Below are 24,419 nucleotides of genomic sequence, written 5' to 3'. Positions count from 1 at the left end.
TGACCAACTTGCATAAGCAGAAGTGGCGAATTATCCCAGTGTTCTTCATTGTCAGCAATGACACACTATCGATAGGAAGACCGAAAAAGCGAGTTGCACGAGCACGAGCAACTCGCTTTAAAACGGTCGCGATGATTCATTTGGTTGCAAATCGAGGCATAGTTCTATCGGACAGTGATCGCTGCCCAAAACCGATGAATGAATAGAAGCGTCGACAAGATAAGGCATCAACGCCCTGGAAATAAGGAAATAATCAATGCGCCAGCCAATGTTACGGGCTCGGACATTGGCCATGTACGACCACCATGTAAAGGCATCCTCATCATCAGGGTAAAAATGGCGAAATGTATCAACAAACCCTGCCTCCAGCAGTTTGCCAAACTCGGCTCTTTCTTCATCCGTAAAACCTGAATTGCCGACATTCGCTCGGTCGTTTCGAACATCAATCGGCTGGTGGGCGACATTGAGATCACCGCAGAAGACAACTGGTTTTTGTGTCGCTAATAGAGTCAGGTATTCCCTAGCGGCTTTCTCCCACTGCAGCCGGTATGGCAGCCTGCTTAAGTCTCGTTTGGCATTAGGGGTATACATCGTTACGACATAGTAGGTCTCAAACTCAAGGGTGATGACCCGCCCTTCGTTCTCTGGAAAATGATCGCCGATTCCATATGTGACAGACAGCGGAGAGTGTTTAGTAAAAATCGCTGTCCCTGAATAGCCTTTACGCTCCGCATCGTTCCAGTATTGTTCATAACCAGGCAACTCAAGCGAGATTTGCCCTTTTTGCAGCTTCGTTTCTTGTAAGCAAAACACGTCCGCATCCACTTGTTGAAAAAAATCTAAAAAGCCTTTTTTTACACATGCGCGCAGGCCATTGACATTCCACGATACGAATTTCATAGTTGTCGTACTCCCTCTCTCTTTATCCAGTGCCCAGTGTAGCATAGATAAGAGAAAACCAGTACCGTTTTGCTTTCTGTACCTCGGCGTGAGTATTTGCACTCAATCTACTGCTCAGTCCGTAAGTTGACACCTAGTTGGTAATCCGTTTCCATGATCTCTTTAGGCACCATGCTTCCTCCTGTCGCCCAGACAAGATGAGTCGCTGCATCGGTATATAGCCCTCTCTTTTCAAGCTGTACAGGGCCGTATAATCCCGCAACTGCTGATGGCTCCAAATAGAGGCCTTCTGCGTCGGCGAGATCAGCCAAGAGTGTATAAAGCATCGGGTCGGCGATTGTGTAGATGCCCTCAAGCAATGGAGCCATCATGCGGCCAACAAAGCCAGACGGTCTCCCTACCGCAAGACCGTCGGCTGCTGTTTGGTTGTCGATTCCAAAGTCTTGGACAGAAATGTGCTGGTGCTTTCCAGTTAACATACCAATTAACATACATGGCGAATGGGTAGGCTCTGCGAAAAAACAGCGGACAGCGTCACCGAAAACGAGCTTCAAGCCGAAAGCAACCCCGCCAGGACCGCCGCCAACGCCACATGGAAGATAGACGTGGAGCGGTTGGTCTTTTGTGACGGCAATTCCCTTTTCCTGCAACTGTTCTTTTAAGCGAAATGCAGCGACAGCATACCCTACAAATAGATCAATTGAATGTTCGTCATCAATAAAATAGCTGTTCGGATCGGCGTCTGATTCTTTTCTTCCCTCTTCGACTGCCTTGCTGTAATCGGCGGAATGTTCGACCACACGCACGCCTTTTTCTCGCAACATGTCTTTTTTCCATTGCTTTGCATCATCTGACATGTGTACCGTCACGCGAAAACCTAGCTTTGCGCTAATGATGCCAATGCTTAATCCTAAATTACCTGTTGATCCAACAACAATGGCATAAGACGAGAAAAACGATTGGACTGCGTCAGTGGCGATCAATGAATAATCGTCTTGTTTAGTGAGAATTTGTTGGTCGACCAACAAGCTTTCCGCATGTTTCAACACTTCATAAATACCGCCCCGCGCTTTAATGGAGCCTGAAATAGGCAGCGCGTGATCGCCTTTCAGCAAAAGTCGGCCTGGCACGTTTTGGCCAAATCGTTGGTCAAGCTTGTGCTTCATTGTGGGAATGTCGATAAGCGGCGATTCGATCAAGCCCCCTGCCCCTTTCGTTTCCGGAAACACGCTTGCTATGTATGGGGCAAAGCGTCGCAACCGCTGTTCTGCTTCCTTCACGTCCTCTTCCTTTAAAGAAAGGCGTGCTAGCCCTTCGCTAGCAGGCTGCCTGTTCGGATTGGCCCACCACACTTCCTTTGTCAATACAATTTGTTGTAAAAGTGGGTAAGCTGCCAACCATTGCTCTCTGTTTTTGCCTGCTATGTCCACGTTTATCCCCTCCTTTTTTCTTTAACTTTAGCACATGTAAGAACAATCCGGCTCGGGATATTCCTGTTTGTAAATGCACATCGTAAATGGGAACGACACTTTTGCACTTCTGAGGATTTAAAAACATGAAAGGGAGGATCAACTTGAAACAAGCCGTTTTTTTAGACCGTGATGGAGTCATTAACGAAGTATTATCCAAGCGTGTCAAATTCGTTAACGATGCAAACGACTTCCACTTGCTGGATGGTGTGGCCGAAGCGATCCGCTTCTTTAACAAAGCTGGCTTTCTCGTCTTTGTTGTTACCAATCAAGGCGGCATTGGACTTGGTTACATGAAAGAAAAAAAGCTCGAGCGCATCCATGAAAAAATGGAGGCCGACTTAAAAGCGCAAGGGGCAACAATCGACGATATCGCTTATTGCCCCCATAAACCTAATGAAGGATGTCCTTGCCGTAAACCAAAAGCCTATTTACTCAAAAAACTAGCGGACAAACATCACGTTGACTTGCCCGCGAGTGTCATGGTAGGCGACCGCGAGCCAGACATTCGCGCGGGCCAAAAGGCAGGCTGCCAAACGGTCTTAGTTCATGCACGCACTGAGGACGATTTCCAAGCAGACGCACGCTTCCCGGACTTGCGTGCCGCCGTTCCATGGATCATTGCCCAAAAGAGAGCTGCGGCCCGTTAAAGCAATTCTTCTAATGCACCACTCTATTGGGGACTGTTTTCCATTTCATTAATTGCTGGCAGTCTTGCTCTAACACGTGAAACGGTTCGTTCCCGAACCATTCAATCGATACATTGACGCCGTCCAATTGATTCGCTGACAGAAAGGACTCATAATCAACGCATCCATTAAACAGCCCGGCCATTCCCTCTCTAGATCCGGCAGCAGCATAAACATTTTCAGGCGCAAATACATCTAAGTCTTCTGGCGAGCGAATGTTTTTTACATGCAGATGGCGGATATGAGGCTGCAATTGTTTAAACGCACCGTTTACATCCGCTCCGCTTTCCCATACATGAAGGACATCAAAATTGATTGCTAACCCTGGATGATCGACTTCCGCCAACAATTGCAGCGTGGATGGGACTGTATCACATAGCGTATGGGGATGTGTTTCAACCAACACATAGTGCCCTTTGTCGAAAAAGTAGTCACAAAGACAAGCTAACCGTTTTACAAGATAGGCTCGTTCTGCTTTTGTCGTATCCTTGCTTCCCTTTGCACCGGCAAATGTGCGGATGTGGTTCGTATTCCATCTCGTCAATAGACGTGATGCCTGTTTGGCAGCCTCTATTAATGTATTCCATTCCTCATAAAGCGGAAAGTAATCACTTACCATTGGTACGATCAGGCCCTGTTTTTTAAGCCAGTCGCCATTGTAGGATGGAGTGGCAAACAAGTGGCGGGCATGAGGGGCCCACAATTCAATTCCATCGACATCGTGGGCCTTCGCCCAATCAGCAAGCTGGTCGATCGACACTAATGCATGGCGAAAAGAAATGGTACAAATCGACACATTCATGCGTTCACCCCCCTAGCCATTTCTTGTAATTGTTGCCATTCCCTAAAATAATCGTATAGCCTGTGTTTGATTCGCCTTTCCCGTAGATCTTGTTTTTCCAGTTGAGCAAGCACCGCTTGATAATCCCGCTCATGTTTGGTTCGAGAAAGTTTCATTGCCCGGTAATGAATCGTCGTATAGCCTTTCGCCAATTTCTCGATTTCATCGCACCACTCTTCAAATTCAGCTTCCTTAAAGCCAAGTTCCTTCCAAAAGTAAGCAAACGCATGTTCATACGCATATTTGCGAATCGCCAGCACAGGCAACTGTTTTAAAGCTACGGCAAGCGCTGAACAACGCGCCTTTTCACTTCCGTTCACATAGGCTTCAACAATCGTTCTCACCCCTTCGGTAAGAGGATTCGAATGCAACTTCATACATGTTTGAAAATAGGCCTCGACTGTTTCTGGCGTCGGCTGATGGATCTGTTTCGCATCAAAATAAAAGCCACCCCCTACGTCAGGGGAACGGATCGCCTCTAAAATCCGCTCTTTTTCTATGACGCCTTCCCAACGGTAGTCGGGATCGAGCATAAGCCATTGGCTTTCCGTGCCTGTTTTTTCTAACAGCACATAATGAGGGAACGGCTTTTGATGGAATTTATTTTCCCGTTCTGGCAAAAGCGCCAAATCAAGCATCACCATTACGTTGCGAAAAGAAGGCCTCGTTTCAAGCAACGTTTCAAGCTTGGCGATATTGGCTTCTTTCGTTTGCTCCTTTTTATACCACTCGTGCATGTCAATTCCGTACAAATGACGATACCAGTTTTTCAAAAAGGAATGGTCGATTGTTTCGGAATGATAAGCTAAAGCATACGAATCGTCGATGGCAAAATCAGCATCCCACACACCAAAATAATAAGGACGATGGTCAATGCCTCTTTTTTTAAGAACTTCGCATATGCAACTGACAAAACAGTGGACTTTAATCATAAAGCGGCTCTTCCTGTTTGTCGGCAACAAACGCAGCCAATGCGCCGACTGTGTAAAATGCTTTTATATCAATGTGCTCATCTGGGATGGCAACGCCATATTTCATCTCTAGTTCAAGCAAAAGCTGCAAAATCATAATGGAATCAAGCGCTAGATCTTCGTTCATTCGCGCGTCTTGATGAAACTGTTCAAGCGTTGGCAATTTTAATTCATGCTCTAAAATCGTGTAAATCGCATCCATAGCTTCCTTTTTCGTCATCCTTTTGCTTCTCCTAACTTTACGCGGCTTACTTTTCCGTTCGCGCTTTTTGCAATCTCTTCAACAATGGTCATTTCATGTGGAACTTGATGAGGCGCTAGCCGGCTTATGCAATAGCTCCGCAATTCAGGAAGGGATAACGTCTCCGTTCTGGCAGACACTTGCGCGCAAACACGCTCTCCTGCATAGGAATCTGCCTTTTTATAGACGACCGCATCTTCTACGCTAGGATGTTCGCGCAATACGTGTTCGACTTCGTGAGGATAAACATTCAATCCCGCGACATTAATCATGTCGTCCAGTCGTTCCCGAAAGCAAAGAGCTCCATCTTGATCGATGTAGCCTAGATCGCCTGTGTTGATTGTGCGTCTGCCAATGGTGACTTGAATCTCGCTAGGATTGTTTCTCGCCGTCCCTGCTTTGGCCTGTACATGGCGAAGGGGCACGCCCAATTCTTCAGAAAAACGAAGTGGCATAGCGATGCTAATACAGCCAGCTTCCGAGCAACCATATTGTTGCAGCAGCATTTGGCTGTTTGATTGGATTGACTGAAACCATTCCTCTGGCAAACGTGTTCCCGAGGTCATGACGGCCTGAAGCGTGTCCCCATTGCTTAGCTTTGCCAATGCGTACAGAAGTGGCGGGGCACCATACAACAAATGGTTGGGATAATCGGTTAGTTTTTTAAGTACATATTTTGGATTTTGCGCAGTTAACACAACTACCTCCTTATCCTGGGACAGTCCGGCTAACACCCCACTAATGAGTCCATAGGAATGGGTGACTGGACAGGCAACCACGACCGTATCGACGTCCACACGAGCCATACGCTCGGTGTAAGCGGCTAGCTCCTCATCAATCGATGACCAACTGCGCTCCAATTGTTTTGGTACCCCGGTCGTGCCTGAACTAAACTGGACAAGCCCTGGAGGAAAGGTGCTGACCGGGTTTGAGAGCGTCAATGGCGTTTCAAACGTATGAAAGAATAAGTAAGCACAACGAGCTTGCACAGCAATCTTCTTCGCTGCAGCAAGAGGCGTACTTGGATGGATCGGCACTATACTGCCGCCTCTTTTTTTGACGTATAACAGGAGCGCAATCCATTTTTCAATTTCTTGTGGGCAGACAGCAATCCGCCATTGTTCAGCTGTTTTCCAGATGGAGTGCATAGCAAACTGTTGTTCGCACCGCTTCAAATCATCTTTTGTATAGGTGCAATCGTTTACAGTTAACATGTACGGCTTTCCCTCCCAAGTTCATTGTTGACCAAATGGCGACAGTTCTCCTTCCCTGTCACCTTGCTCGTTAGCAGTGACTCTGTAGCGATAACAGGAGCAGCTAACCGTAAAGCTTGCAAACGCTCTGGCGGTACGAGTTCCCTGGCAGCGTAATCACGGATGACGCAATCGACCAATGACCAAAATTGCTGCTCGCTAAAGTGAAAATGTTGTTCCAGTTGCCACGATAGTTCTGTGAGCTGATAAACAAAAACAGTATCCATCACTAGTTCCCTTAGTGCTTCAAGGGAAGACATCCAATAATACTCGTCGGTTTTCCCTGATTGAAATGCTTGATGCAATGTGGAAAAGTGCGGGATCCAAGCACGTTCTTTCACAAAACTCTCTTTGTATTCGATACTTTCATGAAAGTCACGCAAAATCACGCGTTTTGGCCACCCTTTTTCAGTTACAAGAATGACATTTTGCCCATGTGCTTCGAGAGCGATTCCATGCTCAGCTAGGAAATGGATTACAGGGATTACGCTTATTCTGAATAACTGCATAAGCCACGCCTCTATCCCAAACCGCTCTATAAAAGGGGCGATAAACAACGCGCCGTCTTCTTCTATCAGTGGTAAAGCGTTCATTGGAATCGCCTGCTCCCCTGGCCTCAGTTTGGAGGGAACGCTTTCGCGCCAAATACAACCGATCTGGCCAAGGATCGCTTTGTTCCATTGTTTGCCTTTAGGTTCGTACGCCACCCCGGCATACTCTGCTAGGCGCTCAACGCCGATTTCGTCTTTTAAAAACGGGTCACTGTCAATGATGCGTTGTAACCACACGGAAATAGCTGGAGCCGCTGCAATCAAATGAGGCGGGATTGTACGAACCGAAGAGGTATTGACGACATTTAACGGCAATTTTAATTGCGCTTTCGTTCCATGCTCGACATTCATGACTGTTCTTAAAGATTGAGTCGCACAGTATGCGTCGCCAAATTGGCCTAAGTACAACACGTCTCCCCTTTTGATCGCTTGTTGGAGCAAATGTTCATTAAGCGCTTGCCATTGCCACGGATGAACAGGGACGAACTCGTATTCACTAAGTTGGCCGCCCGCTTCAGATAATGCTTTTACGAGCGCTTGCCAGACGGGAGCGCCTAATTCCTGCTGCAAAAAGGAACCTGCTTCCTGAGGATAATGGACAATCGCGTCTTGCTTGCGAACGCCAAGCCAGACAAGGTGAAATGATTGTTGAGCTTCGGGCCCATAACGATCATGATCGTCAAACGAAAACCCTTTTCGTGCTTTAAAACAAGGATGGTAAGGATGGCCTTCGATTAGCGCTGCTTCCAATTGTTCATAAGCCAATCCCCTTCTCGATACTGTCTTTCTAAGCTTCGTTTCATTCCAATCACTTAGCTTTATCGTTTGGAAAAGTTCTTCTATCAGCGCTTGTTTTCTCGTTTCTTCGGCAGTCAGTTCATTGACGATTTCCTCTATTCTCGCCAGCCGCACTTGGCGTTCGCCTATGAGTCGGTACGGTCCTTGCCGCAAACGAATCCGCCCAAAAGCAGACCGCTTTCCTATGCATTGGAACAAACACGAACGACCGTACACGGTAAATACCGTATCCCCATTGCTTTTATTCGTTTCCTCGACGTCCAGCAACTTTTCAAATAGGATCGCTTCCATCAATTGACGTCGTACCCGCAACGCTGCCTTAGAATATGGCGCTGCCTGCATGTGCATAGGCGACACCTTCTTTTTTACCCGTGCTTTTAAACGGGTTTTTGATTGACGTATAGACCGCTTGTTCTAACTCTTCGGCTAGTTCATCGACATCGTGGAAGCGCGTTAGTAAATTTGCTTTGCAAGCAAGCTGTTCGTTTCCCAGTAACCCTTGTACAAAACGCTTGCCTGCTCCAACTAAAGTAACCTCCAGTTCAGCGAGCGCTGAACGCAACACTTCAAGCAAAACCGCTTCTTCCTGGAGACCGTCAACACCAAAACGGCAGATTAATGAAAACACTTGGTTCAAGATCAAATAGTACGCAAATCGGTCGTCAATGAGGGCGTCCTTGTAAAATAGTCCATCGACGTCCTTTAATTTAGGCTCTTTTGCCAACAGAGCGTCTTTATAAGAATTTGCCAAGTAATAGCCTTGATTGTCACGGTAATAAAAAGCGCTCGGGTAGCCGCTATAAATGTTGATTAGGCTATTTTGTTGATGTGCTTCAAGTGCCAAACCAAGTTCGTCGTACAAATGGATAAGTGGCCGAACAGCCACGTCAATATAGTGTTTAAACCAATGAATGCTAACTGTGGAGACTGGTAGGCATTCGCGCACCGCGACCTTTTTCATTAAGCCCGCAAGCTTTGAATCATAGCCAGGCAATGGATCTTGGGTAAGAGCAGCAATAGAAGTGACGCCGGCACCGCCATCTTGAAACGGATTTTCACGAATGATCGTTTCAAACCCGCTTTCTTCCATTCCAGGCAAACGTACCGTCATATAAGCTGGATCCCCGATCATGTGAAACCCCTTATTTATCCGGAGCGTCTCCGAGTGGTGGAGCAACGTTGCTACCAACATTCCTGCTTGAAGTTCATGACGCCGGTTCAATCGGAGTGAATTGGTGACTTTTACTGGAATCGAAAACTTATACATCCATTTTCCTGATTCACTTGTAACCGTTCGTATCGAAGAGGTTGCGCTAAAAAGCTTCCCCGCTGGTCCTATGTCTTTTATCAACCCTTGTTCCATTGCCTTTATAACAGAAGTGTGCTTTAGCAAGTATTGGGCTTGGAGCGGATGCATCGGAAAGACAATCCAATTTTGATCGTTATTTCGAAATGACGGAGCGCCAACGTCTTGTGCCACCAATTCACAGGCGCTGCTCTCAAGCAACGAGCCGTGTTCAACAAGGTCATGGTGGACAAGAAAATAATGGAGCTGAAACCGTCCTTTTAACTCCGGTGCATATAATGAATGTTGCCAATAAGCCATACCCTGCCTACTTTTCGGTGTTGGATGGAACCAATGGCCATACAAGAGCGACTGTTCCGAATCAATAAAACATTGTTTACTTTCGTATAGTTCCCCCCCGTCTTTTTGACGTACTTCGATATAGGAGTGCATCGTTTGAAGACTATCGATCATGCGCAACAAGCATTCTTCAAAACAAGAGCTTCGCTTTTCCGGATTTGATTTCGCTTGTGCATGCAACTCTTGTACAAGCAAAATCATGGCTGAAAAAGGCTCTTCTTGCTGCCACTTTCCTCCTTGCTTAATTCGAAAAACATCCCCAAACGTGTGGCGGCCGACAAGGGACCTGTAAGGCACATCGATCCATAACGTTGTTTTCTGTATTGGCAAATGCAGTTCCATGATGAAAGGGCCGTGCATCTTTTGTTGTAATTCGACTTCATCGACAGTTGTTAATGCCTTTATGCACCCTGCCCCCGTCTCACGAATAAAGCCGTTTACAAATGCTTGAAATGACGCACTTTCGGCAATATGTTTCGTTGATGGAGCCATGTTTTCATCCCTTCTGGAAATCCAATGAGATTTATTCTCAATTATGTTTTAAAAAAACGGGTTGCCCCGTTATACTTGTACAACACCGGTTCATCGCCTTTCTTTTTAACGTTCCAATAGTCCATTAGCTTTCGTGTTTAACAGGTTTGCGAAACGATTTGCCAGCTAAGTGGTTGTATACTTTTTGGTTGGAATCAATGATAAATGAAGGTTTAGGCTTGCCACGATTGGCACGATGGCCAGCCAGATGGGCATCACTTTTTTCCCAAGCCTTCCACGACTCTTCTGAATCCCAGCGAATCAGCACTAAAATCTCTTCTTGGCCTTTTCGTGGTTTTTGTTTCATTACTTGTAAATCAATAAACCCTGGCTGCTCTTCAATGATTCCGTCAGCAGCGAATTTTTCGACCATCTTGTCTCCATGTCCTTCTTCGACAATGAGCGTTTTCGTTTGCAAAAAAAACATTCAATCCCTCCTCGTCTTCTCTATTCTCATTATATTGATAACGATTCTCATTTTCAACTGCTTTTTTGAAATTGCTTCCATTTGCTCATAGAAGAGCGACTCCGATGACGAACACTAGCCTTTTGTTTTCCACGATTAACCTGAAAAACATACATTGTCGTTTTATCCTCTCATTTTTGCTTCCTCAAAACGTGACAAACGTCCTAGTTACATAAAAAAACACGCGCGTATCGCACGTGTTTAAAACACTGTAAGCCCTATTTCCAAATCTTCGGCCAGATCCTCAAAGTCTTCTAAACCAACAGACAAACGAACGAGTGTATTTGTAATGCCAAGGGCACTGCGCCTGTCTTCTGGGATCGAGGCATGAGTCATTTTAGCTGGCAATGAAATCAGGCTTTCAACTGCTCCGAGACTCTCTGCTAAAGTAAAATAGGTCGTTTTGTTTAACACATTGTCAGCAATTTCTTCACTCGCAGCCTCAAAAGAAATAATGCCGCCAAACCCTCTCGCTTGCAAAGCATGCGTTGCATGGCCAGGATGTTCAACTAAACCTGGATAGTAAATCCGGCTGACATTTGGATGGCCAAGCAAAAATTTCACGAGCATACGCGCATTCGTTTCAATTTCTTCCATTCTTACACCGAGCGTTTTGATGCCCCGCATCAATAGCCAACTGTCAGTTGGGCCAAGAACAGCGCCTGTCGCATTTTGAATAAAAGCGAGCGTTTCAGCTAGTTTTTCGTCTTTAACGACTACCGCGCCAGCAACAACGTCACTATGGCCGCCTAAATATTTTGTAGCGCTATGGACGACGATATCCGCTCCTAATACAAGAGGGTTTTGCCAATAAGGGGTGGCAAACGTATTATCAACAATAAGAAGCAATTCTTCCGCTTGCGCATAGCTGGCCAGTTTCCGTATATCCGTTACTTTCAGCAATGGATTTGTTGGCGTTTCAATAAAAATCGCTTTCGTTTTGCTTGTTCTTGCCCTTGCGACAGCCGCTTGATCCTCCGTATCGACAAAAGTAGCTGCAATCCCTTCCCTTTGCAAAATCTTTGTAAATAGCCGGTATGTCCCGCCATACACATCGTCGGTTACAATGATATGATCACCAGATGAAAAAAGCTTCATCACTGCGGTGATCGCAGCCAATCCTGAGGCAAAGGCAAACCCATGGGCCCCGCTTTCTATATCAGCAAGCAAAGACTCAAGCGCATGGCGCGTCGGGTTGCCCGTTCGCCCATACTCATATTGAAAGTTGCCAATTCCTTTTTGTTTAAATGTGCTGGCTGGATGGATCGGTGGCGTGACTGCGCCTGTTTCAGCATCCATTCCAATGCCACCATGGATAAGCTGTGTCTTTTTCCTCACAAAGGTTCCTCCTCATAAATGCCTTTGCTCAAATACCGTTCCGCCCCGTCAGGAAAGACAGTGACGATATGGGCACCTTCGTCGGCCATTTCAGCCTCTCGCAAGGCAGCTTCAAGAGCAGCACCTGAAGAACTGCCGACAAGCACACCTTGATGTTCAGCGAGTTCGCGTGTCCGCTTAAACGCTTGGTTGTCTGAAATCGTATAAATGGCTTCAAATAAAGACCTGTTTACAAAGTCTGGGATGAATTCCATCCCAATTCCCTCAGTCCGGTGCGGTCCTGGCTCCCCACCATTTAAAATCGAACCCTCTGGTTCCACCACAACAGTGCGAATGCCAGGGATCACTTCTTTTAAATAAGCGGCTGTTCCTGAAAATGTCCCTCCTGTTCCAGCGCCTGCAACAAAAACATCAACTTTGCCATCAAGCTCGTGAACGATTTCTGGGCCAAGCGTCTCATAATAAGCGAGTGGATTCGCTTTATTGCTGAACTGCTGCGGGCAATAAGCATCATCAAGCTCTTGTTCTAACGCTTTTGCTTTTGCAATTGCTCCCTTCATCCCATGTTCACTCGGTGTATGGACAATGACAGCTCCAAGGGCGCGCATCAGCTGCTGCTTTTCGATGCTAAATGCCTTTGGCACGACACAAATGACCTTTACATCCGTGCCAATCGCTGCGAGCGCAAGAGCAATCCCTGTATTTCCAGCCGTTGGCTCAATCAATGTGCCCTTCGGTGTGATTTTACCGGTGGCAATTGCTTCCTTGAGGAGTTTGATGCCTAAACGGTCTTTAATGCTTCCTCCAGGATTGGTATACTCCAACTTTGCAAATAAACGCACACGGCGCGGGAGCGGAAAGGCCGTCAGTTCAAGCATGGGGGTTGAACCTATGAGTTCATGGATATGGCGGTACACTTCCATCTAACCACCTCATTTGCAATGCCGTTTATTTCAACGTATGTCGCGAATTTGGATTGGTGCCTACTTTTGAAGAAGAGAAAAAGCGCCGCCAGGACACATGGGCAGCGCTTATAGGGGACCTATAAGGAAACAAGTTGTGGGTAAATTTCAGCCAATAGCCGGTATGAATGAAGGCGATCGCTAAGCTCAGGCGCATGCGTCAACACCATCAACTCATCGACATGAAGCGAATTAGCAATGGCATCCATGCGTTCTTTCACATGCTGTTTGTCGCCCACAATGGCGGTTGATGGCACATTCATTACAGCAGCACGGTCTTCTTCGTTCAATTGGGTGAGAAAATAAGCCGTTTCCGCTTCAGTCGGGATCGCGGCCATCATCCTCCCTTGTTGATTGGCTGTTTGCCACAGCCGCACAGAGCGGTAAAGCTGCCTCGCTTTTTCGTTCGATTCGGCGCATAAAACAAACACACAAACAATTGGCTTCGTAGCCTGATTCGCACGCTTTCGATAGTGGGCAATGACATCTTGGCCGTTTTGATCATCCATAAAATGGCCATAAACATACTGGAGGTTATGTTTAGCCGCTAAGGCAGCGCTCTTCTTAGACGTTCCAAGCATATACACCGCCGGCTGTTCATAAGGAAGAGGCACAGCTTGTAAGGAAGCGTATTTATGCCCTTCTGGAAAGTCACGTTTCAGAAAGTGCATTAGCTCCGTCATACGCTCGTCCATCGTATGAATGCGTTCGATAAAGTTGCCAGAAAGGGCTTCCGCAGCCTCTGCCGAACCCCCTGGCGAACGGCCCAAGCCAAGGTCGATCCGCCCTGGAAAAAGGTTGGCAAGCATGTGAAAAGACTCTGCCACTTTAAAAGGGGCATAATGAGGAAGCAAGATTGCTCCAGCTCCTAAGCGGATTGAGTTGGTTTTAGCACCGATGTAGGCTAGTAAAATTTCTGGGCTTGGCGAAAGCAAGCCATGCAAATCGTGGTGTTCGGCCACCCAGTAACGGAAATAGCCCATGCTTTCAGCTGCTTGAGCCAAGTCGGCTGTTTCCTTTAAGGCAATTTCATTTGTTGTCTCACTGGAGCGAGGAACTTGGTCTAGGACACTAAGTTTTATCACAAGAATCCTTCTTTCATTTAGTCTTCCTTTACCGTATCGAATTTTATAGGGATTGGCAACTTAAACACAAAAAAGCAGAATGGATGATCCCATTCTGCCTAGCGCGCTTTCCGTTTTTTGTCCGATTTCCATTTCTTAAATAGCTGAATCGCTTCTTTGTTCTTTTTTTGCAAATCAGCCGTGTACGGAGAGGTAGCAAATCCAGGAAGCACGCTGTTAGTTGATTTCTTTGTCGTCTTCTTCATCAACCCTTCACCCACTCAACTCATTATAAGATAGACTATTCCTGCATGCTTTCATCGGTGAGAATGGCTATGCCTATTTTTCATTCTTCATACTGCTCTTCATCCCCGCCTTGAGACAGAAGATCATAAATGGCCACAAGTGAGGCAAACAAGAGTGCATCGAATTCGGTAAGCCGCTCTTCAGAAGACAGTTTAATGACATGGCTCTCCCCTTGTAAAATCACAGGAATGAAAACAAGTTTATCTTTTTCTCCGTAGTAAACATCCTGTCTTTCCAATGTCGCTCTTACCGTCGTGCGGTCTTTGAAATGCACAAGCAAATGGTCTTTATCGCCTTGTGTCATGAAAGGAAAGACACTTGCTTGGATTTCCGTCTTGTCGGCCAACCTTGCTAGAATTTCTCTCACACCGGTAATATATGCACGCTGCCCTCCGTAATAGACGTTAATCGAGTCACTTTTTAGTAAACGAAAAAAAGCTTTTAGCCTGTCTTGCTGCGCTTTGAGCACTTGGTCGTTTGCTTCAATCAGTTGGCCGGTATCGATTGTAAACACATTGGAACCAATTCGTTGCACGTACGCGCTCAAAAACACAAAGGCATCGACAACAACGAAAAGCAAAGCAACAATCAGATAGTGATTCCATTCAGTAAAAATACTTTCCGGGTAAAACGTCCATGTAAATGCTGCTCCAGTGACAAACCATGCATACCATAATCTTCGTATGATCGGGAGCCGTTTTTTCGTCTCCTCTTCCCACCGCCAAGACGCAAATACATATAGCCCCAGCCCTAATACGGTCAACCACACAAGCAATTGGTACAGCAGAAGCATGTGCTCACCCCCTATTTTTGCATGCTGTTATAAAGTCTATGACAGCAACTGGACAAATAGAAATATTTCCCAACATGGATTTGCATACAAAAAAAGCTTGACCATTTTGATCAAGCTTTTTCAATAACACTATTAGGAAAGGAGCCCAAATTGCTCAGCAAGGAGACGAAACGATTCATATTGTTTCTGCTCATCGTAAATAGTGCTATGCAACATGAACTCGTTTGTTTCTGTTTTTTCGGCAAATCGCAGCAACCGGTCGTGGACATCAGCAGCTGTGCCAATAAAAGAGCCACCTAATTGTTCCATCACCATTTGTTTTTCGTAAGGTGTCCATATGTCATCGATATTTTCTACAGCAGGTTTCAGCTTGCCTGGCCGGTTGCGGATCATCGCCAAAAACTGCTGGTACAGACTCGAAGCAAGCACTTCTGCCTCTTTGGCTGTTTCCGCAACAATCGCGTTAACCGCCACCATGCTGTATGGTTCAGCCAATACAGCAGAAGGTTTAAAGGATTCTTTATAAACCATTAATGCTGGCATCATATGTTGAGGTGCGAAGTGGCCAGCAAAAGCAAACGGCAACCCCATTTCACCTGCAAGCCTAGCACTAAACCCACTGGAACCAAGCAACCAAATGGGAATATTTTCTCCTTCTCCTGGATAAGCGCGGACGCGTTTTGTCGTGCTTTCTGGTTGGAAATACGCTTGCAGCTCTTCTACAAGCTCAGGAAAGTCATTTGCATCTTGGCCGTGGCGTCTAAGCGCATGGGCCGTTAGCTGGTCGGTCCCTGGCGCACGTCCAAGGCCTAAGTCAATGCGCCCTGGGTAAAGGGCGTTTAACGTTCCAAATTGTTCTGCAATCGTGAGTGGGGCATGGTTCGGAAGCATGATCCCGCCAGAACCGACACGAATCGCTTTCGTGGCTCCTGCAATTTGCCCAATAAGTACAGCCGTAGCAGAGCTTGCAATCCCTGGCATATTATGGTGCTCTGCCACCCAAAACCGGTGGTAGCCGAATTCTTCTATTTTCTGGGCTAATTTGATTGATTGCCTTAGCGCGTCGCTCACGCCCAATCCTTCGCGGACAGGAGCCAAGTTTAAAACCGATAATGTCACACTTGTTTTCATTATAAGCCCTCTTTTCTATATGTGCGCTTCGTCTTTATTGTAGCGAAGGTAACGAGACGTTTCAATGTAGACGAATTGACTTTGCCGCTTCAGTTGCGATAAAATGACTGATAATCAGTCAGAGGAGTTGGCTATGGATAAAAAACAAAAAATCATTGCTGCCGCACTCGAAGAGTTCCAAACGAATGGCGTCGAAAAAACGAAAGTATCCGATATTGTGAAACGGGCGGGCGTTGCCCAAGGAACGTTTTACCTATACTTTCCGTCCAAACTTGCACTTATGCCAGAACTTGCCCGAATAATGGTTGGCAAGACATTGGAACGGATTGAACAAGATGTCACCAAGAAAGAGGATTTTCATAGCAAGCTGCATCAGTTAATTGAAAGCACATTTTCGTTGACAAAGGAATACCGGGGGATTTTCGCGATCATTTACACAGGCCTAGCAGCAAGCGATTATTTGCAGCAATGGGAGCTGATTTATGAACCTTATTACGAATGGATGACCGCTTTTCTTGAGCAAGCCGACAAACAAGCGACAATCCGCCTTCCCCTTCCTGCCACCCGTTTTGCCAAATTAGCTATTGGCTTAATTGAATTAGCCGCAGAACAAACGTATTTGTATGATAGCGGGAGTGAACAAGAAGCATGCAAAACAATTGCAGACACGTATGTTTTCTTAACGCGCACACTCTGCGCTGATAAACCAGCATCTTTTTAGAAAAATTACATGTAGAAAAGGATTTGACAATCATGGCTAGTAATCGCAGAGATTTACTGGAAATCCGCCCTGTTAGGAGTGCGGACATGCAGCAATCTATTGATCTGTTGAACTATGTCTTCCAAGTGACCAACCAAGATGTTTCCGAAATAGGCCAACAACAAATGCAAGCATGGAAAAAGCCAATTATTGAACACTGTGATGTGATAGGCTGGTTCTCAGGCGATCAACTCGTTTCGCAAATGGTCGTCTACCCATTTTCGGTTAACATCCATGGCCAACCTTTTCAAATGGGTGGCGTTACAGGAGTGGGCACTTATCCTGAATATGCAGGCCTTGGCTTAATGAATGACTTAATGAAGAAAAGCTTAACAAACATGAAAAACCGCGGCCAAACGATTTCTTACCTTTTCCCTTACTCGATTCCCTATTACCGCAAAAAAGGCTGGGAGATCATTTCTGATGTCATTACTTACACGGTAAGAGACACGCAAATCCCTAAACCTTATGATGTTCCAGGCCGAATTGAACGGGTCGAATTTGCAGACAAAGACATCCGCACGGTGTATGCCCAATTCTCGCATAAAGCAAACGGCGCGATGATTCGCAATCGCCTTGCTTGGGAGGAGCATTTTAAATGGGAACGCGACGAACTGACAGGTTGTGTTTACTATGATGAACACGACAACCCGACAGGCTATATGTATTACAAAGTTGAAAACGAAACGTTTTATGTCAAAGAAATGATTTATAACAACGAAGAAGCCCGTCGCGGAATTTGGAATTTCATTGGTGCCCATTTTTCCATGGTTTATTACGTAAAAGGAAAGATCTTTACAAACGAGCCGTTATCCTTCTTTTTGGAAGACAGTGAAATTGAAGAGAAAATCTCTCCTTATTACATGGCGCGCATAGTCGAAGTAGATCGTTTCCTTGCCTCATTTCCATTTACCTCGCACGCGAGCGGCAAACTTGCTTTTGCCATTTCTGATCCGCTGCTAGAGTGGAACAACGGAACGTTCGTCCTATCATTTGCCGACCAAAAGAGAGTAACCATCGAAAACGGTGTAAAGGCAGACGTTAAAACCGACATCCAAACACTCGTTACGCTTTTGTTAAACTATAAAAGAGCATCCACTTTAAAAGAAATAGGCCGTCTCGAAGCGAACGAAGAAACGATCGCCTATTTAGAAGCGATCATTCCGGATAACAAACCTTGGTTTTCAGATTACTTTTGAAAGGGCAGCGTTTTATTACACGTTGCCTCTTTTGTACGGCCAACATGTTAAAAAAGTAGATTTTAAAAAACAGCAAGCGATATAGCAATCTCTCTCCTTATCCCCCGCCAAATATAGAGCATTTCTACCATATTAAAACAAGAATTTCCCTACTAATATGATATTTTTCCAGAAAATCCGTGTCTATTCATGCTGGAATATTACGAGAATTGTAGGTAAAGAAAACCATTTGTAACCGTATTGTAATTTTATTTAAAAGAAACTGTGATGTTCATACGTTAAATTAGGACTTGGGAAAAAGATTATATGAAATCAAATCAAGTTTATTAATTTACTTATGGGGGAATAATAATATGTTTAAGGCAAATATGAAACAATTAATCGTACGTACTTCTGTTGTAGTTGGACTAGCTGGCGCAGCTTCTGTTGCCACAAGCCAATCTGCAGACGCTAGCGTTGACATGAACAAAGTAAACGCAGCAGAAAAGAACCAAAACCAAGCACAATCAGAAACAACGTCTGAATCAAATACAGCTTCTCAAGAACAATCAACTTCTACGACTGTCCGTTTCGGCGACCGCAACGAAACTGTTCGTGAAGTCCAAGCAAAATTAGGCATCCCTGCTGACGGGATTTTCGGACCGCAAACAGAAAAAGAAGTTCGCGAATTCCAAGCAAATAACGGCCTTGCAGCTGACGGCATTGTAGGTCCAGCTACTAAGAAAGCTCTTGATAACGGTGGACAAGTTGCCTCTGCTTCTGAAGAAAGCACTACTTCAAATGAAACAGCTTCAAGCGAGTCAACTGCTTCTGTTTCAACTGCTTCAACATCTGAATCTGACTCTTCTTCTAATGAAGTAAATGAAGAAGTAAGCACTTCCGTTGCTGGTACATCTGTTACAAGTGCTCCTAGCAACAGTGGCGGTTTAGTAGGAGTTGCGCAAAGCCAAATTGGTGCTCCTTACGTATGGGGCGGAACGACTCCAAGTGGATTTGATTGCAGTGGCTTCATCAACTATGTCTATAATTCTCAAGGAATTTCTATTCCAAGAACAGCACAAGCCATCTACGATGCATCTGCTAAAACGTCTGACCCTAGCCCTGGAGATGTTGTCTTCTTCACAGGCACATACAATTCTGGTTCGTACATAACGCACGCTGGCATTTATGTAGGAAACGGTCAATTTGTTCACGCTGGTTCTAGCGGTGTGCAAACTGCAAGCTTGAGCAGCTCTTACTGGAGCAGCCACTACGTTGGCGCTGGAAGCCTCCGTTAAAAACAAGCCCTCATATTGAGGGCTTGTTTTCTCTTTGATGGCGCCTCAAAAAAAGAGGAGCATCCGCCCCTCTCTTTCATCCATTCTCTGTCCATTTTGATACATGCTTGTGACGATACCCTTTTAACCGTTCCAATAACGCTTGCGGTTCTTTCTCGACGATAAACAAATCTCGATACGCTTCAGCCATAAACCCTTGTTCAATCGTATGATCAAGCATGGCCAAAAGCGGATTAAAGAAATCGGCTACGTTTAACAAACTGCATGGCTTTTGATGGTAATCTAGCTGGATCCAAGTAAACACTTCAAACCATTCTTCAAGCGTTCCCGCTCCTCCTGGCAAGGCAACAAAGGCATCTGCATGCTCAGCCATAAGCGCTTTCCGCTCGTGCATCGTATCGACAACATATAGCTCAGACAATTTGTCATGTGCAATCTCTACATTTTGTAGTTTTTTGGGAATTACACCTATGACACGTCCCCCTGCTTGCAAGCAAGCATTGGCAACGGCCCCCATACAACCTACTTGGGCTCCCCCATAAACAAGGGTTATTTCATTTTCGGCGAGGAGTTTGCCAAAGGCTGTCGCCTGTTCGATATAAACTGGATCTTTGCCAGCACTAGACCCACAAAACACCGCTAACGATTGTATTTCCAATTCTCCCATTCCTTTCTCTGTCCTCACATTCGATCAAGGCCGATAAGCCGATACAGCACGACTGTTCCCATCAATAAACCGCCATGGGTGGTGGCTGCATGGACCAGCGCCTTTAATGCCGATACGTTTTGTCGCCACAATGGATGCGTTTGTGTGGTCCCCTTTCGCAAAATAAAGCGGAGGTTCGGTTAAAAGCCGGCCATAGTCTGCCATTGTAATCCCCATTGCTTTTGTTAATTTACCTGGTCCATTTGCAAATTCACGGCTTGTATGTGGTTTGCCTCGTAGCCGCTCCATTTCTTTAACGCCGCTAATAGGTTCAATGGCACGAATGAGCACAGCCTCAGGTTGTCCTTTTTGTTCACATACAACGTTTAACAAACAATGGGTATGCATCGTATATGTGTAACATCTTCCAGCCTCTTCATACAAAATAGCTGTCCGTTTTGTCCGACGCCTGCCATAGCTGTGGCACGCTCGGTCAAGCACTCCTAGATATGCCTCGGTTTCTGTTATTCGGCCAATCAACGTTACGCCGTCTAACTCATGTACCAAATGCATGCCAATGAGCCCTTTTGCCACTTCGATTGTTGATTGCTCAAAAAAAGACAGATCGAGCGCTTTTTGTTGTTCCATTGTGACAGTCCTTTCTCCAGTCATCCTCCTTTATTTAAGCACAGATTGGCCGTTATTCATAGTGACGTACATCTCCTACAGGCAAAAACCATTCTAGCCCACCAAGCAAGGCACTTGCGCTTACGAACGCAAGGCATGTAGTAAGGAAAAGGACATCCCATTTTGAGTAGCCGATTTTATAAAAATACGTTCGTTTCGCTGCCGCGTTAAACTGTTTAGCCTCCATAGCAATCGCGATCCGTTGCGCACGCCGTATGGCCTGCGCCAATAATGGAACACTAAAAAAACGCATTTTCTTTAAAAAGCCTGTTGCGCCTTTTCCAAGATCAAGGCCTCTTATGCGGTACGCATAGTGAAGCGTTTGAAACTCGCTTACCATAATAGGCAGCATTCGAATCGAAGCCATAAACGAATAGGCTATGTTTGCCGGAAGTTTTAGTTGCTGCATGAGCGAATAAAACAGCAGCACAGGTTTTGTTGTTAAAGCAAACAATAGACCAAGCACGGCGAATGTAGACGCACGTAAACCTAAATGGATGCCCCGGTAAAAGCTTTCCTCCGTTATATGGATCAGCCCATAATGAAACCACGTCGTCTCCCCTTTTCCGAATAAAACCATCGCGCTGGAAGAGGAAATGAACAACAACAAAAATGGCAGACAGTATAACAACACAAACTTGCGAGGATGGCCAGAAAAGCAGAAAAGCAAAAATAGCGATGCCAGAAACAAGACAAGCAATGCGTTAGGATTATGCACGAAAATAATCGCAATAAAACCAATAATTGTTGTCACTAATTTTAAACTCGGATTCACACGGCTAAGCCATGTCTCTTTCCATTTGTATTCCACCTACGTCACCCCCTGTTCCATTTCGCGTGCGCGCCATTATTGTATCAAGGGTTCCGTTTTTAATCGTCCATTCATGCGTGGCAAAATGGTCAACAATCATTTCATCATGTGTCACCATTAAGATCGCAGTCCCTTGCCTGCGGCGCTCTTCTAGCGCTTCAAGCAACAAGAATGTATTTTTTGCATCTTGGCCAAATGTCGGTTCATCGAACAGCAAAAGCGGCCGCGGCTCCATAAAGGCTGTTGCGACACTAAGGCGGCGCTTTTGGCCAATGGAAAGCATATAGGGATGGTTGTCTTGTTTGCCTTCTAATTGGAACATCTCAAGCAACGATTGTGCTTGGGCATTGGCTGATTCCCTACTACAGCCCGCCAATAACTCTTGCCAAACAGAATCAGCGACAAACTGAAATTCTGGGTTTTGAAAAACAAAACCAATTTGCTCAGACAGGGACTGCTTTGGTTTGACAGCTTCCCCATTTAGCTGATAGGTGCCTTTCCATTTGAGCAAATTCATCAAAGCATACAGAAAGGTCGATTTCCCAGCGCCGTTTTTGCCCGTAATGCAAACCCAGTCGCCAGCATGGACAACCGCTTCATCCACTTTTCCTACTCGTTGTTTGCCACGATAAGCAGCCCAATGGTTAAGCAACAGAAGCGGCGTGTGCCTCTTCTGCTTTATTTTGCCTGGAGCGTATTGGGACAAATAGTTTTTCCATGAATATGGATGCCAGATTCCATATTCATCAAGTTGGCGGCGATAGCGCTGAAACAATTCCTGTGGAGCGCCGTCGTCAAGCAATTGGCCCTCTTCATTAAACAACACAATCCGATCCACAAAATCAATGATTTCAGAAATTTTATGTTCAATAATAATAATTGTTTTGCCGCTGCACGCTTGACGGACAGTCTGCCATATTTGCGTGGTCCCCTCCGGATCAAGCAACGCTGTCGGTTCGTCAAGAAAAAGAACATCGCTTTCAGCCGCTAGTGCGCAAGCAATAGCAAGGCGTTGTTTCATCCCTTGTGACATTGCAGCAATCGGCCAATGGCGCTCAGGTAAATCAAGGCCTACTTGTGCTAAAAGGCGCTCGATCGCCACATCCATTTGGTCACGGGGCATGCGGCGGTTTTCTAAGACGAACGCAATTTCTTCATCGACATAAGGCATGCAAAATTGCGTATCTGGATCTTGGAATACAATCGCAGGCTGCTTGGCGGGAACAAGCACTTCAGCATGATAAGGGAGCTCAATCGCACTGGGGATGAGGCCCGCCATCATATGCGCTAACGTCGATTTTCCTGAGCCACTTGGACCAAGCAGAAGCACTTTCTCCCCTGAGTAAATATCAATGGACAAGTCTTCAAATAATAACGTGCCGCTATTCGGATAAGACAGCGACAGCTGCTTGATGGACACAGCCTGTTCTCTACTCATCCTTTTTACTCCTTTTCGAAGCAAACAAGTCGTAATCGGCTTGGGAAACGGGGCGCAAAAGCGTACTGACGCCTGTCTTTTCCAGTGCCCGTACAAGCGCAGAGGCTAAAAAGCCAGCAATGATAATGGAGCCAAGCGTGCGAAAAACAACGCGCAATGTGATATTCCAAGTCGTTAAATCACTCAAATAGGCATTAAAATAATCGAGCCCAAGGGAGGCAAACGAAGCGAAAACAGCACCAAGGCTAGCTGTCCATACTGTATATACGCGGTATTTGAATAGGGCAAAAGCCAACTCAATTCCAAGCCCTTGCAAAGCGCCGTACAACAGCAACAACGGTCCGTATGGGGACCCAGCAAAAAATTCCCCTGAAGCGGCCGCGGTTTCGGCAAGCAACGCAACCCCTGGCTTTTTAATCAGCAATGCTGCAATTGTTCCGGCAATAAACCACATGCCATACAGCAGCTGGTCTGCTTGCAACCCTGGGAGGCTGACTAAGTCCGTGACCGGCGTCCATAGGCGGTATACGACCGCAAACACAACCGAAATCAAAATCGTCACAATCATGTCTGTCAAACGTAAGCGATTCTTGTTCATTTTCTGTCTCCTTTTTCCACTGGAAAGGGCACAAAAAAACGCTCCCCCGAAACGGATGGAGCGACGCACACGACCCTGCCATGGGCAAACCAAAGCAGCGCCTATTGTACACCGCACTTCCCTTCGCTAGCATTACCTAGATCAGGTAAAGGGTTAAGGCTAAACGCCTTTCTCAGCATAAACGCACCCCTAGTGGTTGTAATTTATCATGTTATTTAAAGTTAACCATATGTTTTTACAAGCTGCAATCTTTTTTTTCGGCAATTACATTTTTAATTTCGGTTAAACGACGAATTTCATAGGTTGGACGAATGTCGGTTGTGTTTTCAATTCCATCACGATTTAGCCAAATCGTTTCGATTCCAGCTTGGTTTCCGCCAAGAATATCTGTATGCAAATTATCGCCAACCATGAGCACTTCCTCTTTCGCTGTCCCTGACAATTCCAACGCATGCTTAAACATTGCTACATCCGGTTTGCCTTTCCCGTAAGCGCCAGAAATCAAAATATGGTCAAAATAAGGGACAAGTTGAGGAGTGATCTCCAATTTCGTATTTTGCAGATCAGGAGAGCCATTTGTTAAAAGCAAAAGCCTGTAAGAATGTTGCAGCTCATCAAGGACTGCAAACGTATCTTCAAACACATACGGGTTTTTTCGCCGTTCTGATGGAAAATGGCTCGCCAATTGGTTCGCTAATTCCCCATCTTCTATGCCTATTTCTGCTAGCCCTTTTTCCCAAGCAGCTTGTTGGTACACAGGGGCAATTTCCCGTAGACGGTTAAAGTCTTCCGTGTCATCACGGAAAGCTCCCCACAAGCCTTCAAATGGATTTATGCCAATCAGTTTTGTAAACTCGTACGTTTCATAGGATTGATATAGCTCCGTGGCATGAGTACGCACCGCTTCCTCTAGCGCGTCTGGGTCAATATCTGTATGGACCGTTGCCGCCAAAGCACATGTCTGCCTAAACGCTTCCTTTATGCTTTTTTTATCCCATAATAACGTATCATCTAAATCAAAGAAAATAGCTCGTATCATACTTGCCTCCGGGTT

General features: G+C 45.7%; 25 protein-coding genes and 1 riboswitch. Of the genes, 4 read left to right on the top strand and 21 right to left on the bottom strand.

Annotation, left to right across the window (positions count from 1 at the left end; all coding sequences use genetic code 11):
- Positions 1 to 117 precede the first annotated feature (117 nt).
- Together BUC05_RS03270 and BUC05_RS03265 are read right to left on the bottom strand one after the other, a co-directional pair.
- Positions 118 to 900 carry an exodeoxyribonuclease III gene (locus tag BUC05_RS03270; RefSeq protein ID WP_011246798.1) on the bottom strand — a complete coding sequence of 261 codons (783 nt, stop codon included), beginning with the start codon at positions 898 to 900 and terminating at the stop codon, positions 118 to 120.
- Between the two features lie 107 nt (positions 901 to 1,007).
- Entirely contained in the window at positions 1,008 to 2,330 is a 1,323-nt protein-coding gene (locus tag BUC05_RS03265; protein ID WP_011246797.1) for a D-serine ammonia-lyase, read from the bottom strand.
- Between the two features lie 143 nt (positions 2,331 to 2,473).
- On the opposite strand from BUC05_RS03265, the gene BUC05_RS03260 reads away from it, so the two are divergent.
- Positions 2,474 to 3,019: a D-glycero-alpha-D-manno-heptose-1,7-bisphosphate 7-phosphatase gene (locus tag BUC05_RS03260; protein WP_041823808.1), complete on the top strand. Its 546-nt coding sequence runs from the start codon at positions 2,474 to 2,476 to the stop codon at positions 3,017 to 3,019.
- Between the two features lie 10 nt (positions 3,020 to 3,029).
- Here the strand turns inward: BUC05_RS03260 and BUC05_RS03255 are convergent, their stop codons facing one another.
- The 13 genes from BUC05_RS03255 to BUC05_RS03200 form a co-directional block, all read right to left on the bottom strand.
- Positions 3,030 to 3,860: a sugar phosphate isomerase/epimerase family protein gene (locus tag BUC05_RS03255; protein ID WP_011246795.1), complete on the bottom strand. Its 831-nt coding sequence runs from the start codon at positions 3,858 to 3,860 to the stop codon at positions 3,030 to 3,032.
- Complete coding sequence (locus BUC05_RS03250) at positions 3,857 to 4,831, bottom strand: DUF6005 family protein (protein WP_035204161.1); 975 nt, start codon at positions 4,829 to 4,831, stop codon at positions 3,857 to 3,859. Before BUC05_RS03250 ends, BUC05_RS03255 begins: the two co-directional genes overlap by 4 nt.
- Positions 4,824 to 5,090, bottom strand: coding sequence for a petrobactin biosynthesis protein AsbD (asbD, locus tag BUC05_RS03245; RefSeq protein ID WP_011246793.1), 267 nt, complete (start codon positions 5,088 to 5,090; stop codon positions 4,824 to 4,826). Before asbD ends, BUC05_RS03250 begins: the two co-directional genes overlap by 8 nt.
- On the bottom strand, positions 5,087 to 6,325 hold the full coding sequence (locus BUC05_RS03240) for an AMP-binding protein (protein WP_011246792.1): 1,239 nt from the start codon (positions 6,323 to 6,325) through the stop codon (positions 5,087 to 5,089). Before BUC05_RS03240 ends, asbD begins: the two co-directional genes overlap by 4 nt.
- Positions 6,319 to 8,061, bottom strand: a complete 1,743-nt coding sequence (locus tag BUC05_RS03235) for an IucA/IucC family protein (protein ID WP_050748973.1) — start codon at positions 8,059 to 8,061, stop codon at positions 6,319 to 6,321. The genes BUC05_RS03240 and BUC05_RS03235 overlap by 7 nt, the downstream gene beginning before the upstream one ends.
- Positions 8,033 to 9,850 (bottom strand): IucA/IucC family protein, encoded by a 1,818-nt coding sequence (locus BUC05_RS03230; protein WP_011246790.1) that lies wholly within the window; start codon positions 9,848 to 9,850, stop codon positions 8,033 to 8,035. The genes BUC05_RS03235 and BUC05_RS03230 overlap by 29 nt, the downstream gene beginning before the upstream one ends.
- 124 nt (positions 9,851 to 9,974) lie before the next feature.
- A complete protein-coding gene (locus BUC05_RS03225; RefSeq protein WP_011246789.1) occupies positions 9,975 to 10,316 on the bottom strand; it encodes an antibiotic biosynthesis monooxygenase family protein in 342 nt (113 codons plus the stop codon).
- 240 nt (positions 10,317 to 10,556) lie between these two features.
- Positions 10,557 to 11,693: a bifunctional cystathionine gamma-lyase/homocysteine desulfhydrase gene (locus BUC05_RS03220; protein WP_011246788.1), complete on the bottom strand. Its 1,137-nt coding sequence runs from the start codon at positions 11,691 to 11,693 to the stop codon at positions 10,557 to 10,559.
- On the bottom strand, positions 11,690 to 12,616 hold the full coding sequence (locus BUC05_RS03215) for a PLP-dependent cysteine synthase family protein (protein ID WP_011246787.1): 927 nt from the start codon (positions 12,614 to 12,616) through the stop codon (positions 11,690 to 11,692). Before BUC05_RS03215 ends, BUC05_RS03220 begins: the two co-directional genes overlap by 4 nt.
- Before the next feature lie 119 nt (positions 12,617 to 12,735).
- On the bottom strand, positions 12,736 to 13,740 hold the full coding sequence (locus tag BUC05_RS03210; RefSeq protein WP_011246786.1) for an LLM class flavin-dependent oxidoreductase: 1,005 nt from the start codon (positions 13,738 to 13,740) through the stop codon (positions 12,736 to 12,738).
- Between the two features lie 98 nt (positions 13,741 to 13,838).
- Positions 13,839 to 13,985, bottom strand: a complete 147-nt coding sequence (locus BUC05_RS21410) for a hypothetical protein (protein WP_156323101.1) — start codon at positions 13,983 to 13,985, stop codon at positions 13,839 to 13,841.
- Between the two features lie 80 nt (positions 13,986 to 14,065).
- Positions 14,066 to 14,818, bottom strand: a complete 753-nt coding sequence (locus BUC05_RS03205; RefSeq protein ID WP_011246785.1) for a type II toxin-antitoxin system SpoIISA family toxin — start codon at positions 14,816 to 14,818, stop codon at positions 14,066 to 14,068.
- A gap of 132 nt (positions 14,819 to 14,950) precedes the next feature.
- Complete coding sequence (locus tag BUC05_RS03200; protein ID WP_011246784.1) at positions 14,951 to 15,949, bottom strand: LLM class flavin-dependent oxidoreductase; 999 nt, start codon at positions 15,947 to 15,949, stop codon at positions 14,951 to 14,953.
- 133 nt (positions 15,950 to 16,082) lie between these two features.
- Here BUC05_RS03200 and BUC05_RS03195 point away from each other — a divergent pair, with 133 nt between their 5' ends.
- From BUC05_RS03195 to BUC05_RS03185, 3 genes are all read left to right on the top strand, one after another.
- Positions 16,083 to 16,670: a TetR/AcrR family transcriptional regulator gene (locus BUC05_RS03195; RefSeq protein ID WP_073304069.1), complete on the top strand. Its 588-nt coding sequence runs from the start codon at positions 16,083 to 16,085 to the stop codon at positions 16,668 to 16,670.
- A gap of 32 nt (positions 16,671 to 16,702) precedes the next feature.
- A complete protein-coding gene (locus BUC05_RS03190; protein WP_035204152.1) occupies positions 16,703 to 17,908 on the top strand; it encodes a GNAT family N-acetyltransferase in 1,206 nt (401 codons plus the stop codon).
- A gap of 353 nt (positions 17,909 to 18,261) precedes the next feature.
- Positions 18,262 to 19,185, top strand: a complete 924-nt coding sequence (locus tag BUC05_RS03185; RefSeq protein WP_011246781.1) for a C40 family peptidase — start codon at positions 18,262 to 18,264, stop codon at positions 19,183 to 19,185.
- A 76-nt stretch (positions 19,186 to 19,261) separates the two neighbouring features.
- Here the strand turns inward: BUC05_RS03185 and BUC05_RS03180 are convergent, their stop codons facing one another.
- The 6 genes from BUC05_RS03180 to BUC05_RS03155 form a co-directional block, all read right to left on the bottom strand.
- Positions 19,262 to 19,852 (bottom strand): LOG family protein, encoded by a 591-nt coding sequence (locus BUC05_RS03180; protein WP_211182874.1) that lies wholly within the window; start codon positions 19,850 to 19,852, stop codon positions 19,262 to 19,264.
- A 24-nt stretch (positions 19,853 to 19,876) separates the two neighbouring features.
- Positions 19,877 to 20,479, bottom strand: coding sequence for a DNA-3-methyladenine glycosylase (locus tag BUC05_RS03175; protein WP_011246779.1), 603 nt, complete (start codon positions 20,477 to 20,479; stop codon positions 19,877 to 19,879).
- Positions 20,480 to 20,531: 52 nt separating this feature from the next.
- Entirely contained in the window at positions 20,532 to 21,329 is a 798-nt protein-coding gene (locus BUC05_RS03170) for an energy-coupling factor transporter transmembrane component T family protein (RefSeq protein ID WP_011246778.1), read from the bottom strand.
- Positions 21,298 to 22,767, bottom strand: coding sequence for an ABC transporter ATP-binding protein (locus BUC05_RS03165; RefSeq protein ID WP_073304067.1), 1,470 nt, complete (start codon positions 22,765 to 22,767; stop codon positions 21,298 to 21,300). The genes BUC05_RS03170 and BUC05_RS03165 overlap by 32 nt, the downstream gene beginning before the upstream one ends.
- Complete coding sequence (locus BUC05_RS03160; protein WP_011246776.1) at positions 22,760 to 23,365, bottom strand: ECF transporter S component; 606 nt, start codon at positions 23,363 to 23,365, stop codon at positions 22,760 to 22,762. Before BUC05_RS03160 ends, BUC05_RS03165 begins: the two co-directional genes overlap by 8 nt.
- A 101-nt stretch (positions 23,366 to 23,466) precedes the next feature.
- A riboswitch (TPP riboswitch) is annotated at positions 23,467 to 23,566 on the bottom strand.
- Between the two features lie 34 nt (positions 23,567 to 23,600).
- Positions 23,601 to 24,404, bottom strand: coding sequence for an HAD family hydrolase (locus BUC05_RS03155; RefSeq protein ID WP_011246775.1), 804 nt, complete (start codon positions 24,402 to 24,404; stop codon positions 23,601 to 23,603).
- Positions 24,405 to 24,419 lie beyond the last annotated feature (15 nt).

This window comes from Shouchella rhizosphaerae, assembly GCF_900142675.1.
Lineage (GTDB): Bacteria > Bacillota > Bacilli > Bacillales > Bacillaceae_D > Shouchella > Shouchella rhizosphaerae.
This window is presented reverse-complemented; position numbering and strand designations above follow the sequence as displayed.

Coding starts and splice junctions, on each gene's coding strand:
- BUC05_RS03190 (WP_035204152.1), top strand. CDS start 16,703: ATGGCTAGTAATCGCAGAGATTTACTGGAAATCCGCCCTGTTAGGAGT.
- BUC05_RS03255 (WP_011246795.1), bottom strand. CDS start 3,860: ATGAATGTGTCGATTTGTACCATTTCTTTTCGCCATGCATTAGTGTCG.
- BUC05_RS03180 (WP_211182874.1), bottom strand. CDS start 19,852: ATGGGAGAATTGGAAATACAATCGTTAGCGGTGTTTTGTGGGTCTAGT.
- BUC05_RS21410 (WP_156323101.1), bottom strand. CDS start 13,985: ATGAAGAAGACGACAAAGAAATCAACTAACAGCGTGCTTCCTGGATTT.
- BUC05_RS03230 (WP_011246790.1), bottom strand. CDS start 9,850: ATGGCTCCATCAACGAAACATATTGCCGAAAGTGCGTCATTTCAAGCA.
- BUC05_RS03160 (WP_011246776.1), bottom strand. CDS start 23,365: ATGAACAAGAATCGCTTACGTTTGACAGACATGATTGTGACGATTTTG.
- BUC05_RS03175 (WP_011246779.1), bottom strand. CDS start 20,479: ATGGAACAACAAAAAGCGCTCGATCTGTCTTTTTTTGAGCAATCAACA.
- BUC05_RS03185 (WP_011246781.1), top strand. CDS start 18,262: ATGTTTAAGGCAAATATGAAACAATTAATCGTACGTACTTCTGTTGTA.
- BUC05_RS03240 (WP_011246792.1), bottom strand. CDS start 6,325: ATGTTAACTGTAAACGATTGCACCTATACAAAAGATGATTTGAAGCGG.
- BUC05_RS03200 (WP_011246784.1), bottom strand. CDS start 15,949: ATGAAAACAAGTGTGACATTATCGGTTTTAAACTTGGCTCCTGTCCGC.
- BUC05_RS03235 (WP_050748973.1), bottom strand. CDS start 8,061: ATGCACATGCAGGCAGCGCCATATTCTAAGGCAGCGTTGCGGGTACGA.
- BUC05_RS03195 (WP_073304069.1), top strand. CDS start 16,083: ATGGATAAAAAACAAAAAATCATTGCTGCCGCACTCGAAGAGTTCCAA.
- BUC05_RS03225 (WP_011246789.1), bottom strand. CDS start 10,316: ATGTTTTTTTTGCAAACGAAAACGCTCATTGTCGAAGAAGGACATGGA.
- BUC05_RS03205 (WP_011246785.1), bottom strand. CDS start 14,818: ATGCTTCTGCTGTACCAATTGCTTGTGTGGTTGACCGTATTAGGGCTG.
- BUC05_RS03155 (WP_011246775.1), bottom strand. CDS start 24,404: ATGATACGAGCTATTTTCTTTGATTTAGATGATACGTTATTATGGGAT.
- asbD (WP_011246793.1), bottom strand. CDS start 5,090: ATGACGAAAAAGGAAGCTATGGATGCGATTTACACGATTTTAGAGCAT.
- BUC05_RS03270 (WP_011246798.1), bottom strand. CDS start 900: ATGAAATTCGTATCGTGGAATGTCAATGGCCTGCGCGCATGTGTAAAA.
- BUC05_RS03215 (WP_011246787.1), bottom strand. CDS start 12,616: ATGGAAGTGTACCGCCATATCCATGAACTCATAGGTTCAACCCCCATG.
- BUC05_RS03165 (WP_073304067.1), bottom strand. CDS start 22,767: ATGAGTAGAGAACAGGCTGTGTCCATCAAGCAGCTGTCGCTGTCTTAT.
- BUC05_RS03250 (WP_035204161.1), bottom strand. CDS start 4,831: ATGATTAAAGTCCACTGTTTTGTCAGTTGCATATGCGAAGTTCTTAAA.